The 13,976-nt window shown below is 68.4% G+C and carries 13 protein-coding genes; 7 read left to right on the plus strand and 6 right to left on the minus strand.

Annotation, left to right across the window (positions count from 1 at the left end; genetic code table 11):
- The 4 genes from NQK81_RS40910 to NQK81_RS40925 all read left to right on the plus strand — a co-directional run bounded on the left by NQK81_RS40910 (nucleotide 1) and on the right by NQK81_RS40925 (nucleotide 7,165).
- On the plus strand, nucleotides 1–1,068 hold the full coding sequence (locus NQK81_RS40910; RefSeq protein WP_257485774.1) for an ABC transporter ATP-binding protein: 1,068 nt from the start codon (nucleotides 1–3) through the stop codon (nucleotides 1,066–1,068).
- Entirely contained in the window at nucleotides 1,065–2,921 is a 1,857-nt protein-coding gene (locus NQK81_RS40915; RefSeq protein WP_257485775.1) for a DUF5107 domain-containing protein, read from the plus strand. Before NQK81_RS40910 ends, NQK81_RS40915 begins: the two co-directional genes overlap by 4 nt.
- Before the next feature lie 126 nt (nucleotides 2,922–3,047).
- Nucleotides 3,048–3,833 carry a DeoR/GlpR family DNA-binding transcription regulator gene (locus NQK81_RS40920; RefSeq protein ID WP_034316006.1) on the plus strand — a complete coding sequence of 262 codons (786 nt, stop codon included), beginning with the start codon at nucleotides 3,048–3,050 and terminating at the stop codon, nucleotides 3,831–3,833.
- Between the two features lie 197 nt (nucleotides 3,834–4,030).
- Nucleotides 4,031–7,165 carry a TIM-barrel domain-containing protein gene (locus tag NQK81_RS40925; RefSeq protein WP_257485776.1) on the plus strand — a complete coding sequence of 1,045 codons (3,135 nt, stop codon included), beginning with the start codon at nucleotides 4,031–4,033 and terminating at the stop codon, nucleotides 7,163–7,165.
- Nucleotides 7,166–7,214: 49 nt separating this feature from the next.
- On the opposite strand, the gene NQK81_RS40930 is transcribed toward NQK81_RS40925, so the two are convergent.
- On the minus strand, nucleotides 7,215–7,856 hold the full coding sequence (locus NQK81_RS40930) for an FMN-dependent NADH-azoreductase (RefSeq protein WP_257485777.1): 642 nt from the start codon (nucleotides 7,854–7,856) through the stop codon (nucleotides 7,215–7,217).
- A gap of 82 nt (nucleotides 7,857–7,938) precedes the next feature.
- Between NQK81_RS40930 and NQK81_RS40935 the strand changes: the two genes are divergently transcribed.
- Entirely contained in the window at nucleotides 7,939–8,421 is a 483-nt protein-coding gene (locus NQK81_RS40935) for a MarR family winged helix-turn-helix transcriptional regulator (RefSeq protein WP_257485778.1), read from the plus strand.
- Here NQK81_RS40935 and NQK81_RS40940 read toward each other — a convergent pair whose 3' ends face one another.
- A complete protein-coding gene (locus NQK81_RS40940) occupies nucleotides 8,422–8,958 on the minus strand; it encodes a hypothetical protein (protein WP_185927180.1) in 537 nt (178 codons plus the stop codon).
- Between the two features lie 83 nt (nucleotides 8,959–9,041).
- Between NQK81_RS40940 and NQK81_RS40945 the strand changes: the two genes are divergently transcribed.
- Nucleotides 9,042–9,635: an ATP-binding protein gene (locus NQK81_RS40945; protein ID WP_257485779.1), complete on the plus strand. Its 594-nt coding sequence runs from the start codon at nucleotides 9,042–9,044 to the stop codon at nucleotides 9,633–9,635.
- Nucleotides 9,632–10,156 (plus strand): hypothetical protein, encoded by a 525-nt coding sequence (locus tag NQK81_RS40950; RefSeq protein WP_257485780.1) that lies wholly within the window; start codon nucleotides 9,632–9,634, stop codon nucleotides 10,154–10,156. Before NQK81_RS40945 ends, NQK81_RS40950 begins: the two co-directional genes overlap by 4 nt.
- Before the next feature lie 174 nt (nucleotides 10,157–10,330).
- Here NQK81_RS40950 and NQK81_RS40955 read toward each other — a convergent pair whose 3' ends face one another.
- Genes NQK81_RS40955 through NQK81_RS40970 form a run of 4 tightly spaced genes read right to left on the minus strand, consistent with a single transcriptional unit; the run spans nucleotide 10,331 to nucleotide 13,911 of the window.
- Nucleotides 10,331–11,044 carry an ABC transporter ATP-binding protein gene (locus NQK81_RS40955; RefSeq protein WP_192741557.1) on the minus strand — a complete coding sequence of 238 codons (714 nt, stop codon included), beginning with the start codon at nucleotides 11,042–11,044 and terminating at the stop codon, nucleotides 10,331–10,333.
- Nucleotides 11,034–11,807, minus strand: coding sequence for an ABC transporter ATP-binding protein (locus tag NQK81_RS40960; RefSeq protein ID WP_257485781.1), 774 nt, complete (start codon nucleotides 11,805–11,807; stop codon nucleotides 11,034–11,036). Before NQK81_RS40960 ends, NQK81_RS40955 begins: the two co-directional genes overlap by 11 nt.
- On the minus strand, nucleotides 11,804–12,943 hold the full coding sequence (locus NQK81_RS40965) for a branched-chain amino acid ABC transporter permease (RefSeq protein WP_306856013.1): 1,140 nt from the start codon (nucleotides 12,941–12,943) through the stop codon (nucleotides 11,804–11,806). Before NQK81_RS40965 ends, NQK81_RS40960 begins: the two co-directional genes overlap by 4 nt.
- The gene (locus NQK81_RS40970; protein WP_034315979.1) at nucleotides 12,940–13,911 is read right to left on the minus strand and encodes a branched-chain amino acid ABC transporter permease; all 972 of its coding nucleotides are present in this window, start codon (nucleotides 13,909–13,911) and stop codon (nucleotides 12,940–12,942) included. Before NQK81_RS40970 ends, NQK81_RS40965 begins: the two co-directional genes overlap by 4 nt.
- Between the last annotated feature and the right edge of the window lie 65 nt (nucleotides 13,912–13,976).

A 13,976-nucleotide genomic window follows, 5' to 3' on the forward strand; every position in this document is an offset into this window, starting at 1 on the left:
ATGGCCACCGTGACCTTCTCCGACACCACCCGGTTCTACGCCGGAGTGGAACGCCCCGCGGTCGACGGCCTCGACCTCGAGGTCGCCGACGGCGAATTCCTGGTGCTGGTCGGCCCGTCCGGCTGCGGGAAGTCGACCACCCTGCGGATGCTCGCCGGGCTGGAAGGCGTCGACGACGGCTCCATCCACATCGGCGACCGCGACGTCACCGAACTCCCGCCGAAGGACCGGGACATCGCCATGGTGTTCCAGAACTACGCGCTCTACCCGCATATGACGGTGGGGGAGAACATCGGTTTCCATCTGAAACTGGCGAAGATGGCCAAGGCCGAACGCGAGCGCAAGGTGCGCGAGGCCGCGGCCGTGCTCGACCTGACCGAGTACCTGGACCGGAAACCCGCGAAGCTGTCCGGCGGGCAGCGGCAGCGGGTCGCGATGGGGCGGGCGATCGTGCGCGAGCCCAGCGTGTTCCTGATGGACGAGCCACTGTCCAATCTGGACGCCAAACTCCGGGTGCAGACCCGGACCCAGATCGCCTCCCTGCAGCGGCGGCTGGGCATCACGACGCTCTACGTCACACACGACCAGGTCGAAGCGATGACCATGGGCGATCGGGTCGCCGTGCTGAAGGACGGGATCCTGCAGCAGTGCGACACGCCCGTCGGGTTGTTCGCCAAGCCGGTCAACGTGTTCGTCGCCGGGTTCATCGGCTCGCCCGCGATGAACCTTCTGGAGACCACTGTGGACAGTGACGGTGCCGTCGTCGGCGGTACGCGGCTGCCGCTGACCCCGGCACAGCGCTCGGCGCTGACCGGCCCCGGCATCGTCGTCGGTGTCCGGCCCGAGGGCTGGACGATCGGGGACGGCGGTTTCGAGGCGGTCGTCGAGGTCGTCGAGGAACTCGGCAGCGACCAGTACCTCTACTGCCGGGACGGCGACCGCGTGCTGACCGTCCGCACCCCCGGTATGGCCCCGTGGCAGCGCGGCGAGCCGATCACCCTGACGCCGCAACCGGGCGCGGTGCACCTGTTCGACGCCGCCACGGGCGATCGGCTCCCCGGCGCATGACCCGCCTGTACCGCACCGGGTTGCTGCTGCCCGCCGCCGACCTCGGGCCGGAGAACCCGTTGCCGCCGCTCCGGAAGCCCGAAGCGGTGGCCAAGGTGTCCAATGTGGACGAGTTACCGCCGGACCTGGCGGAGAACATCGGGTACGGGCGCCTGGACACTCCGCTGCCGTGCCTCCTGCAGGACGGCTACACCCGGGATCGCACGGAACGCGAACTCCCGGCGTTGGTGCTGGAGAACGACAAGCTCCGCGCCACCGTGCTGCCGTCGCTGGGCGGACGGCTGTACTCACTGGTCCACAAGCCGTCCGAGCGTGAGCTGCTCTACCGCAATCCGGTGTTCCAGCCCGCGAACCTCGCGCTGCGGGACGCGTGGTTCGCCGGCGGTGTCGAGTGGAACCTCGGGAGCACCGGGCATACGACGCTGACCTGCGAACCGATGTTCGCCGCGGAGATCGAGGGCCCGGACGGCACGCCGGTGTTGCGGTTGTGGGAATGGGAACGCACCCGCGACCTGCCGTACCAGATCGACTTCTGGCTGCCCGACGGCTCGGAGCACCTGCTCGTGGCCGTGCGGGTGCGGAATCCGCATCCCTACGACGTCCCGGTGTACTGGTGGTCGAACATCGCGGTGCCGCAGAACGAAGGCACCCGTGTGCTCGCTCCCGCGACTCAGGCATGGCACTACGGCTATTCGGGACGGCTCGACCTGGTCGACGTGCCCGGCGAGCTGACGTATCCGGCTCGCGCCGAGGCCGCGGCGGACTATTTCTTCGAGGTGACCGGGCGGCCGTGGGTCGCGGCGGTCGAGGCCGACGGCACGGGGCTGGCGCAGTCGTCGACCGGCCGCTTGCGGGGCCGCAAGTTGTTCCTGTGGGGAGAATCCACCGGTGGACGCCGCTGGCAGGAGTGGCTGGCTCCCGGCGCGGGCGGCTACCTGGAGATCCAGGCCGGGTTGGCCCGCACCCAGCTGGAGCACCTGCGCTTGCCACCGGGGGAGAGCTGGGACTGGCTGGAGGCCTATGGTCCGGTCACCGCGGATCCCACGGCGGTTCACGGCGAGGACTGGACGGCGGCCCGGGAAGCCGTCGCCACCGGCCTGCCGTCGGCGGAAACCCTGGACGAATACCTCGGCGACTGGCGCAAGATCGCCGACGTCACCCCGGAATCCTTACTGGCCACCGGTTCCGGCTGGGGCGCCCTGGAGAACCGGCGGGCGCCGATGTGCCTGCCCGGCACACCGTTCCCGGACGAGTCGCTCGGGCCGGACCAGGAGCCGTGGCTCGCGTTGCTCGACGGGACGCCGCCGGACGGGGATCCGCTCGCGGTGCCGCCGCCGACGCTGGTGAACCGGTACTGGGCGGATCTCATGGAGTACGCCCCGAAGAACTGGCTGACCTGGTACCACCGCGGCGTCGCGCATTGGGCCGCCGGACGGCATTCGGACGCGGTCGGCGCCTGGCGCGAGTCCGTGTCGGCGGCCGAGAACCCTTGGGCACTGCGGAATCTCGCGGTCGCCACCGCCGGGCCCGAGGCCGCCTGGCTGTACCGGCGGGCGGTCGCCCTCGCGCCGTCACTGCGTCCTCTGCTCGTCGAGGCCATTGCGGCCCAGCTCGCCGCCGGCCTCCCGGACGAGGCGAGTGAACTGCTGGCCGGGATGCCCGTGGAAGGGCGGATCGCTCTGCTGACCGCCCGCACCCGGCTCGCCCTCGGCGACGCCGACGGGGCAAAGGCCGTGTACGACGCCGGTTTCGAGGTCGCGAACATCAGGGAAGGGGAGACGTCTTTGTCCGACACCTGGGCGGCGGTCTCCGATGAACCGCTGCCGGAACAGCACGACTTCCGGATGAAGTGACCGGCCGGGCCACTCGACCGGCGTGCCGCCCGCGGCGGACAACCGCGATGCAGCATACTGCTCGAAACAGTGGCCAACAGCGCACCGGTATGCGCGATAGGCCGCAGCGAGCTAGGAGTGGCGCCGATGGCCCGGCACGAACGGCTGAGCACCCTGCTGGACCTGCTGGGGCAGCGGGAGAAGATCGACGTCGAGGACGTGGCCGAGGAGCTGAACGTCTCCGCCGCCACGATCCGGCGCGACCTCGACCACCTGGCGGAGCAGCAGTTGCTCACCCGCACCCGAGGCGGGGCGGTGGCCAACGATCTCGCCTACGACCTGCCGCTGCGGTACAAGACCGCGCGGCACGTTCCCGAGAAGCAGCGGATCAGCGTCGCCGCGGCGGCGCTCGTCGCGCAGGGCATGGTGGTCGGCCTCAACGGCGGGACGACGACGGCCGGCGTCGCCCGGTCGCTGGCCACGCGGTCCGATCTGGCCGGTCTCCGTGATTCGCCAGGGCTGACGGTGGTCACCAACGCGCTGAACATCGCACACGAACTCGCGGTCCGGCCACACGTGAAGATCGTGGTCACCGGTGGGGTCGCGCGTCCGCAGTCGTTCGAGCTCAGCGGACCGCTGGCGACGCGCGTGCTCAGCGAACTGACGATCGACCTGCTGTTCCTCGGTGTCGACGCGTTCGACGCGGACGCGGGCGCCTTCGCGCACCACGAAGGCGAGGCGAGTATCAACCGGCTGATGGTCGAGCGGGCGGAACGCGTCGTCGCGGTCGCCGACGGCTCGAAGCTGGGCCGCCGCGCGTTCGCGCGGATCTGCGCGACTCCTCAGGTGCACGCGCTGGTGACCGACTCCAACGCCGACCCGAAGGTGCTGCGGGCGTTCGAGGCCGCGGGCGTCGAGGTCCAGGCCGTCTGAGTCCAGGTACATGAAGGCCCCCTTCCTTGCGCCCAGGTACAGGAAGGGGGCCTTCATGTACCTGGGTACCCGTTGCCCCATAAGGATCTTCGGGCGACCCGACGAAAGTCGGCAGCACCGCTTCGGCGGATGACTTTGCGCGAACCGTGCGCTATACAGAGACCATCTTGCGTATTCATGCGCGAAAGGTGTCTCGAATGAGCAGAGTTGCGCAATCCCTGAGTTGTTTGGCCGCAGTGGCCTTACTCGGGCTTTCCCCGGTCGCCGCCCACGCGGATCCGGCCGCGGCGTCGTCCGGCAAGCTGGGCGATCTGACCGGGATCTCCGCCGAAGGCCCCACGGTCACCCTGAATTCGGGAAGCGCCGCGGTACGCGTGAGCTTCCCGGCCGAAGGCGCCGTCCGGGTCTGGCTGGCGCCGGACGGCACGTTCACCGATCCGGCCGGAAGCAAGATCGTGCTGCCGCGTACGGGTGCCCCGGTCACGCCGAAGAGGACGGACAAGGGGGACTACTGGGCGATTTCCACGGGCAAGGCGACGCTGCGGGCGTACAAGCATCCGCTGCGGCTCGCGTTGTACGACGGCGCGGACCGCAAGCGGCTCTGGGAGGAGTCGGCGCCGCTGTCCTGGACCGGCAAACAGACCACGCAGACCCTCGCCCGGACGGCGACCGAGCAGTTCGTGGGCGGCGGCGAGCAGAACGGCCGCTTCAGCCACCGCGGGCAGACGATCCGGATCTTCGCGGACTACAACTGGAACGACGGCGGAGCCCCGAACTCGCAGCCGTTCTACGCCTCCACGGCCGGATACGGCGTGCTGCGCAACACTTTCGCGCAGGGCACCTACGCCTTCACCGAGCCGGTGCGCACCACGCACGACGAGCGCCGCTTCGACGCGACGTACGTCGTCGGCGACGGGCTCAAGGACGTCATCACCGGCTACACCGATCTGGTCGGGAAGCCTTTCCTGCCACCGCTCTACGGTCTCGAACACGGTGACGCCGACTGCTACCTGCACAACGCCAACCGCGGTGAGCGGCACACGCTGGACGCGGTCAAGGTCGCGGAGGGCTACACCGAGCACGGCATGCCCAACGGCTGGATGCTCGTCAACGACGGATACGGCTGCGGGTACGAAAACCTGCAGCAGACCGGTGAAGGCCTCCGCAAGAACAACATGCAACTCGGGCTGTGGACCGAGAACGGCGTGCCGAACCAGGTCGAGGAGGTCAAGGCCGGGGTCCGGGTCCGCAAACTCGACGTCGCGTGGGTCGGCCCGGGGTACGAGTTCGCGCTGGACGCCTGCGACACCGCGTACAAGGGCATCGAGGACAACAGCGACGCGCGCGGTTTCGTCTGGACGCCGGTCAGCTGGGCGGGCGCGCAGCGCTGCGGCGTGCTGTGGAGCGGCGACCAGGCCGGTTCGTACGACTACATCAAATGGCAGATCCCGACCTACGCCGGCGCCACGACGTCCGGCATGGCGTACAACACCGGCGACATCGACGGCATCTTCGGCGGCAGCCCGCAGACCTACGTCCGCGATCTGCAGTGGAAGGCGTTCCTGCCGGTCTCGATGACGATGGACGGCTGGGCCGCGTCGGACAAGCAGCCGTGGCGATACGGCGAGCCGTACACCTCGATCAACCGCAAGTACCTGCTGCTCAAGGAGCGGCTGCTGCCCTACACCTACAGCCATTCGGTGGAGGCGCACAAGACCGGCGTCGGGCAGGTCCGCCCGCTGGCGCTCGAGTACCCGGACGACCCGAACGTCTGGGGCGAGAAGGCGAAGTACGAGTTCCTGTCCGGCAAGGACTTCCTGGTCGCGCCGGTGTACGAGAACTCGACCGTGCGCAACGGCATCTACCTGCCGAAGGGCACCTGGGTCGACTACTGGAGCGGCAAGACCTACACCGGTCCGACCACTGTGGACGGTTACGACGCGCCGCTCGACACGCTGCCGCTGTTCGTCCGCGCCGGGGCCGTGGTGCCGATGTGGGCCGAGGGCACGAAGTCGTGGCAGACCAGGGACAAGGGCGTGCTCGATCTCGACGTGTACCCGCAGGGCAAGGGTTCGTTCACACTCACCGAGGACGACGGCGTCACGCGGGCCTACAAGAACGGCGACCAGGCGAAGCAGACCTTCACCGTGGACGCGCCGACGTCCGGCCTTGGCACGGTGACGGTCGGGATCGGGGCCAGTTCCGGTTCCTACGCAGGGAAGCCCGCTTCACGGAACTACCAGCTGACCGTCCACACGGGAAGCAAGCCCGCGACGGTACTGGCCGGGACCTCGATCCTGCGGCAGTACGGCAGCAAGGCCGAACTGGACGCGGCACCGTCGGGCTGGTGGTTCGATCAGGCCACCGGCGGGGTCGTGCGGGTCAAGACGGGCAAGATCGGCGCCGGTGACCGGCAGGACCTGCGGCTGTTCGGCACGAGCGCGGTCGGCGGGATCTTCCCCGAAGACCGCAACGGTTCGGTCGCTCTCTCCGTGCCGGCGGTCGCCGGTCCGGGGCAGACCGCGACGGGCACGCTGAGCTTCACCAACGGCACCCCGCTGCCGGTCCGCGACGTCTCGTTCTCCTTGCCCGCCAACGGCTTCCGTGTCGAGGTGCCCGCCGGGCCACGGCTGGTGATGCCCGGCAGGACCGTCCAGGTCCCGGTGAGGGTGACACCGGACGCGGGTATCAAGCCGGACGACTACCAGCTCACCGCGTCGGCGTCGTACCAGGCGCGGCTCGGGGAGAACCGGGTCACCGACTCGGTGACGGTCACCGTGCCGCATGCTTCGCTGGCCTCGGCCTACGGCAACGTCGGCGTCACCGACGCGGCGCATGTCGCGGTGGGGGACATCGATGGCGGCGGCAGCAGTTTCCGGGCGGAAGGCCTCGCCGAAGCCGGTCTCAAGCCCGGTGCGGGCTTCTCCGCGCTCGGTGCTCGGCTGACCTGGCCGGTGACCGGTGGCGGGCAGAAGGACAACGTCCTCGCGTCCGGCCAGACCATCGCGGTTCGCGGTTCGGGCACCAAACTGGTGCTGACCGGAACCGGGACGGGTACGGCGAAGGGCACCGTCGTCGTCCGCTATGCCGACGGCAGTACGAGCCAGGCCGAACTCGGGTTCCCCAACTGGTGCTGTGCCGATCCGGCCCAGTACGGCGCGACCACGGTCGCGACCGTGATGGGCAAGAACACCCGCGCGGGGGCGGCGTATCCGACCACGCCTTACCGGGTGTTCGCGAACTCCGTCCCGCTGACCGCCGGGAAGGAGGTCGTCGCGGTGACGCTTCCGTCGAACACCGCGATGCACGTCTTCGCCGCCGGCATCGGCTGAGTCCTCGTGAGTGGTAAGGACGGTTGGAACCGTCCTTACCACTCACGAGTCAAGCCGCGACGGGTGTCCACAGCGCGTCGATGGCGCGTTCGGCCTCGGCCTGGCTGGCCTCGGCCAACGGGATCAGCTCCGCCATCGCCGGGTTGACCATCGCCATGGTCAGCTCGGCGGTGACGAAGCGCGGTTCGAGACCGGTCAACGAGATACCGTGCGGGATCCACGCCTGTGCGTGGTCCCAGCCCTCGCGCGGGGTGCCTTCGCCGTAGCCGCCGCCGCGCGCGGTCACGACGATGAAGTCACGGCCGCCGAGCAGGCCTTCCCTGGTCTCGGCGTCGAGCGACAGCCCCGGCGCGATCAGGTGGTCGACCCAGGCCTTGACCGTGCTCGGCGGGCCGAAGTTGTACAGCGGCAGGCCCAGCAGGATCGTGTCGGCCGCCTTCACCTCGTCGACGAGCTCCTTGATGAGCCGCCAGGCAGCGGCCTGCTCCGGGGTGTGCTGCTCCGGCGGGGTCGCCTTGGCCGCGTTGGCCGTCGCGTCCAGATGCGGCAGCGGGTCGGCGCCCAGGTCGCGGTAGGTGACCGTGCCTTCCGGATGCGCGGCGCGCCAGGCCGCGGCGGCACGCGCGGTGAGGCGGCGGCTGATCGAGTGCTCGCCCGTGATGCTCGAGTCGATGTGCAGCAGATTCGTCATGCCTACTATCTTGCACAGATAGTTTGTGTAACGCAAACCATTGATGCTGTGGTGACCATCATGGGGAACGTACACTTGACGGGTGTCCGAACTCCCGGTCGTGAACCAGCCCCCGCACCGCTGCGGCGCGCTGCTCGACCACGTCACCCGCCGGATCCGGCTGCGTAGCGAGTCCGTCCTGACCCCGCTCGGCCTGCGGCCCCGGCACCTCGTCGCACTGACCGTGCTGCGCGACCTCGGCGGCTGCTCGCAGCAGGACCTCGCGAAGACGCTGGAGATGGACAGCACGAACGTCGTCGGGCTGCTGAACGACCTCGAGTCCGTGAACCTGATCGAACGCCGGCGGTCACCGGCGGACCGGCGCCGCCACATCGTCGAACTCACCGACGTCGGCCTGAAGCAGCTCGTCAAGGCCGAGTTCGCCCTCGCCGCGGTCGAAGACGAGGTGCTCGGCGCGCTCGACAAGGATCAGCGCGAGACGCTGTACACCCTGCTGTACCAGGCGGCGGGGCACGCCGAGCCCGCCGGCTGCGTCGACGCCGCGCACGTCGTCGAAGACTGCTGATCAGCGGTACGCCGGCTGTTCCCGATCGGGGTTCGCGGCGACGATGTCCAGCCGTGGGTCGGCGAGGAGCAGGTCCAGCGTCGCCGCGTCGGCACCGATTCCCGCCCAGTGCGGATCGACGTCCTTGGCCACGCACCAAGCGCGGTCGGACGGCCAGACGAAGGCGGGCCCCGGCGTCCCCCAGAAGCCGGCGTCCGCCGTCGTGCCGCTGAAGAGGAAGTACTCCCGGTGGGGGACGACGACCTTCGGGTGTCCGAACGCGTCGCCGTAGCCGTCCCACAGACAGAAAAAGCAGTCGTCCGGGGTGCTGGTGCGCGTTGCGAGGACTTCGAAGAGGGCTCGCAGCAGTTCGTCTTCCGGAGCGGCCGCCACGGCGTCACTCTCGCTCTGGCCGTCGAACGCCGGGTCGGGGACGAAGCGCAGCCGCGCGTAACCGTCGAAACCTGCCGGCCCGAAGGTGACCAGCCGGCGCCATGGCAGGTCACTCGACGAGATCCAGCCGGCGGGGGACAGGTCGGCGCGGGGAGTCGGGGCCACGCGTTCGGTTGTACCCCGATTTTCCGGCTCAGTGAAGACGTCGAAGCGCCACCGCCGCACAGTAGTCGTAGGAGAATGTCGGGGTGAGCGACGCGAGCGCGCGATGGCGCACCACAACGCACGACTGGGCCGGTTCCGTGGACCTCGGTCATCTGGCGGAGATCCGCCGGAACGCGGGCGAGTTCGCCCCCGGTGGCGTGCCGCATCTCGTCCTCGAAGTGCTCGCCTACGCCGCGGAGGAAGCCGAAAGCACAGGCGCCGGGCATGCCGTCGTCACGGTTCATGCCGACGGCTCGGTCTCCGTGGCGGACGACGGCAGGGGAACGGCCACCCGCGCCGACGGGCACGGCGGCTTCGTGAAGAAGCCGGTCATGTCGACCAAGGATCTGCGCTTCTTCGATTTCCCCGGCGTGCAACGCCTCCCGGATGGTCATCCGCGGCGCGGAGTGTCGGTCGTGGCGGCGCTCAGCGAATGGCTCGTGCACACCAACCGGCGTCGCAACGGTTCCTGGACCCAGCGCTACGAACGTGGCGTCCCGGTCTCCGATCTGACGCCGATCCCGGACGACGGCACGACCGGCACGACCGTCCGTTTCCGGCCGGTCGAGGCCGTTGGCCCGGTACGGCTGCCGGACGTCGACGTGTGGCAGTACCTGAGCGTGGAGGTCGCCCGATGAGAAAATGTCTCGCGGTCGCCTTCCTCGTGCTCGCCGGCTGCTCCACCGAGCAGGGACAGCCGCCCGCCAAACCCGTCTACGACCTCCCCGCCAGGGAGGTCCGGCCGGACGAGACCGCCCTGCACCTGCCACCGGCGCTCAACGGGGAGACCGAGTTCTCCCTCATCGGCCTGGCCGCCGGGCTGCCCAGCCTCACCGGCAGCCACGCCGAGTTCGAGGCGAAGGGGCAGTTCGTCCGGCTCCGGCTGGTGGTCACCGGGAAAGGCGTGTCCGGAATCCTCTTCGACACCCGGCGCCAGCAACTCGTCACCGATTCCGGCGCGGTGATCGCGGTCGACAACCAGGCCATGACGATCAAACGGCAGCCGGACAAGTTCGAGCTGGGGCGCGGCGTGCGGGTCGAGTTCGACCTCTACTTCGATCTCCCCAAGGAGGCGAAACCCGTGGTGCTGCGGGCTTTCGGCGGTCCGACGCTGACCGACATGAAGAACCTCACCGGCACGGACATCAAGCTGGGATGAGGGGTACGTCAGACGCGATGCGAGCTCCGGGGCATGTCGCGAAAGCCACTTTCGGGACACCTGACGTCCCGAAAGTGGCTTACGCGACACGGCCACCGGCACTACGCCTCGGCTATCTCTCAACAAGAAGGGGCCCCGCCGCGAAAACGCGACGGGGCCCCTCCGAACAAGGCGTCAGACGCCCAGGTCGCCACCGAGGTAGGCGGCCCGCACCTGCGGGTCGTCCAGCAGCTCGGCACCGCGGGCGCTCTTGACCACTCGACCGGTCTCCAGCACGTACGCGCGGTCCGAGAGCTTCAGCGCCTGCTGCGCGTTCTGCTCCACCAGCAGGACCGTGGTCCCGCGTTTGTTGATCTCGCGGATGATGTCGAAGATCTGCGCGATCAGCATCGGCGCCAGGCCCATGGACGGCTCGTCGAGCAGCAGCACCTTGGGCTTGGTCATCAGCGCGCGGCCGATGGCGATCATCTGCTGCTCGCCACCGGACATCGTGCCGCCGAACTGGGTCTTGCGCTCGTTCAGCCGCGGGAACAGCTCGTAGACCTCGTCGAGGTCGGCCTTCAGGTCGTCCTTACGGGTGTAGGCACCCATCAGGAGGTTCTCCTGCACCGTCATACCGGGGAACACGCCCCGGCCTTCCGGTGACTGGCCGATCCCGAGCTCGACCCGTTTGTGGCCGGGCGTCTTCGAGATGTCCTTGCCGTCGAAGAGGATCCGGCCGCTGGTCAGCGGACGCAGGCCCGAGATCGTCTTCAGGGTCGTGGTCTTGCCCGCCCCGTTGGCCCCGATGAGCGAAACGATCTCGCCCTCGCCGACCTCGATGGTCATACCCTTGAGCGCGGCGATCTTCCCGTAGTGGACGTTGATGTCCTGAACCTCAAGAAGCATCTTCCGCCACCCCCAGGTAAGCCTCGATCACCTTTTGGTTGTTCTGCACCTCGTGGGGGAGCCCTTCTGCGATCTTCTGGCCGAAGTCGAGCACGGCCAGCCGGTCGGCGATCTGCATGACCAAGCCCATGTCGTGCTCGATGAGCAGCACGGTGCGGCCGTCGTCGCGGATCTTGCGGATCAGTTGCTGCAGCGAGTTCTTCTCCGCCGGGTTCATCCCGGCGGCGGGCTCGTCGAGCAGCAGCAGCTTCGGGTCGGTCGCGAGCGCACGCGCGATCTCCAGACGGCGCTGGTCGCCGTAGGAGAGGTTCTTCGCGGTGTTGTGCTCGACCCGGCCGATGCCGACGAAGTCCAGCAGGTCCCGAGCCAGCTCGCGGCCCCGCTTCTCTTCCTTGCGGTGGACGGGCAGGCCCAGCGTCGCCGAGATCGCGCCGGTCTTGTGGTGGGAGTCCGCACCGACCATGACGTTCTCGAGCGCCGACATGTTGTGGAACAGCCGGATGTTCTGGAACGTGCGGGCGATCCCGGCCTGGTTGACCTTGAACCGCTTCATCCCGTCGATCCGGGTGTCGCCGAAACGCACCTGGCCTTCGGTCGGCCGGTAGACGCCGGTGATCACGTTGAAGACCGTGGTCTTCCCCGCGCCGTTCGGGCCGATCAGGGCGAAGATCTCACCCTGGTTGATGGTGAGGTCGACTTCCTTCAACGCCGTGACACCGCCGAAGCGCATCGTCACGTTGTCGAATTCGAGCAGCGCGCTCATTTCGTCACCTCCGCCGAAGCCTCGGAATCCGGACCCGCGACTTCGGCGCCCATGGCACCCATCCCGCCCGTTCCCTCGTGTAGTTCCGCCTTGCGCTGCCGCGACGGCAGCAGACCCTCCGGCCGCAGCGCCATCATCAGTACCAGCACACCACCGAAGATCAGGATGCGGTACTCGGACAGGAACCGGAACCGTTCCGGAAGCCAGGCGACCAGGAAGGCACCGAGCATGACGCCGGGCAGGTTGCCCGCTCCACCGAGAACCACGGCCGCGAGGATGGTCGCGGACAGGATGAACGGGAAGTTGTTCGGCTCGATGAAGACGGCCTTGCTCGCGTAGACCACACCGGCCATACCGCCGAGCATGGCGCCGATGGCGAACGCCAGCAGCTTGAACTTGAACGTCGGGACACCCATCAGCTCGGCGGCGTCCTCGTCCTCACGGATGGCCGCCCACGCCCGCCCGACGCGGCTCTTGTGCAGCCGCACCGAGAAGATGATCGCGATCACGATCGCCGCGAGGATCAGGTAGTAGTACGGCGCCGGGTCGAGCAGGAACTCGGTCCCGAACATGGGCTCCGGGTGCGGGATGTTGGTGATACCGCGGGCGCCGCCGATGGAGTCGGTGTTCGTCGCGGTGATCCGGACGATCTCACCGAAGCCGAGGGTCACGATGGCCAGATAGTCACCGCGCAACCGGAGCGTCGGAGCACCGAGGATCACCCCTGACATCGCCGCCAGGAAGATACCGAGCACGAGCGTGCCCCAGAATCCCCAGCCGTGCAGGGTGCCCATCACGGCGAGCGTGTACGCGCCGATCGCGAAGAACGCGACGAACCCGAGGTCCAGCATGCCCGCGTGGCCGACCACGATGTTCAGGCCGATCGCCAGCAGGATGTACACCCCGACCGGGAAGATCAGGACCGTGGTCCAGTCCGATTCCGGCGACATGAACGAACCGATCGCGGGCGCGGGCAGGATCAGCGCGCCGATGATCAGGGCGATGTACACGCCATAGCGTTGCCAATGCGGAGCGCGTGCCCACCAATCCCGCATGCCGTCCACGGGGTGAAAGCCGGCGCGCGTCGGCTTTCCGTTCTCTGGGGACTTTTCAGCCACTTCTTCGTTGCCCTTCATGCGCGTGCCCGCTGCAGCGATTCACCGAGGATGCCGGTGGGACGGAACATCAGGACCAGCACCAGTACCACGAAGGCGGTGACGTCCTTCCAAGCCGAACCGAAGAAGATGGAACTCCAGTTCTCCACCAAACCGAGCACGATGCCACCGAGTAGAGCGCCGCGCAGGTTGCCGATACCTCCCAGCACGGCCGCGGTGAACGCCTTGATACCGAGGAGGAACCCGATGCGGTAATCGGTGTTCTCGTACTCCATCACGTACAGCGCGGCGGCGACACCGGCCATCGCGCCGCCGAGGAGGAACGTGAGGCGCACGATCTTGTCGATGCTGACGCCCATCAGCACGGCGGCTTCGGGATCCTGCGCCGTGGCGCGGATACCTCGGCCGATGCGGGTGCGGCTGACCAGCTGGTCGAGCACGACCATCATGATCACGGCACCGACGACGACGAACACGTGGTCCGTTCGGACCACGCCGTTGCCGATGTGGAACAGCTCCTCGTGCGGGATGAAGCGCGGCGCGTTCTGTTGCACGCGGCCGGACTTGTCGGTGATCCACTCGATGATTTCGAGGCCGAACAGTTCCTGGAGGAACAGCGAGGCGCCGATGGCGGAGATCAGGGCGGCGAGCCGGGTCGCGCCCTTCTTGCGGAGCGGCCGGTAGGCCACTTGCTCCAGCAGGACCGCCGCACCACCGGATACGGCGGCCGAAGCGATGATGATCAACAGCAGGACGGCGATCATCCCGAACACGCCGAGCGTGATCGGGGCGGTGCCACCGGCGATGGTGATCAGGACGAACAGGGACGTGACCGTCCCGATCATGAAGATTTCGGAATGCGCGAAGTTGATGAGCCGGAGTACGCCGTAGACCATTGTGTAGCCGAGGGCGATGAGGGCGTAGATGCTTCCGGCGACCAGTCCGCCGATGGTGCTACCGAGGAACTGGGCTTGCAGGTCTTGAAGCATGACGTGGATGCCTTACGGGACGGGGCGAGGATTCTTTCGCCACATTTGCGGGAAGCGGGGGTGCT

Origin of the sequence: Amycolatopsis roodepoortensis, assembly GCF_024628825.1 — a bacterium.
Classification (GTDB): Bacteria; Actinomycetota; Actinomycetes; order Mycobacteriales; family Pseudonocardiaceae; genus Amycolatopsis; species Amycolatopsis roodepoortensis.

Bases quoted from the DNA above. Each gene is read 5' to 3' on its own strand.
- NQK81_RS40910 (WP_257485774.1), top strand. From the start codon at position 1: ATGGCCACCGTGACCTTCTCCGACACCACCCGGTTCTACGCCGGAGTG.
- NQK81_RS40915 (WP_257485775.1), top strand. From the start codon at position 1,065: ATGACCCGCCTGTACCGCACCGGGTTGCTGCTGCCCGCCGCCGACCTC.
- NQK81_RS40920 (WP_034316006.1), top strand. From the start codon at position 3,048: ATGGCCCGGCACGAACGGCTGAGCACCCTGCTGGACCTGCTGGGGCAG.
- NQK81_RS40925 (WP_257485776.1), top strand. From the start codon at position 4,031: ATGAGCAGAGTTGCGCAATCCCTGAGTTGTTTGGCCGCAGTGGCCTTA.
- NQK81_RS40930 (WP_257485777.1), bottom strand. From the start codon at position 7,856: ATGACGAATCTGCTGCACATCGACTCGAGCATCACGGGCGAGCACTCG.
- NQK81_RS40950 (WP_257485780.1), top strand. From the start codon at position 9,632: ATGAGAAAATGTCTCGCGGTCGCCTTCCTCGTGCTCGCCGGCTGCTCC.
- NQK81_RS40955 (WP_192741557.1), bottom strand. From the start codon at position 11,044: ATGCTTCTTGAGGTTCAGGACATCAACGTCCACTACGGGAAGATCGCC.
- NQK81_RS40960 (WP_257485781.1), bottom strand. From the start codon at position 11,807: ATGAGCGCGCTGCTCGAATTCGACAACGTGACGATGCGCTTCGGCGGT.
- NQK81_RS40965 (WP_306856013.1), bottom strand. From the start codon at position 12,943: ATGAAGGGCAACGAAGAAGTGGCTGAAAAGTCCCCAGAGAACGGAAAG.
- NQK81_RS40970 (WP_034315979.1), bottom strand. From the start codon at position 13,911: ATGCTTCAAGACCTGCAAGCCCAGTTCCTCGGTAGCACCATCGGCGGA.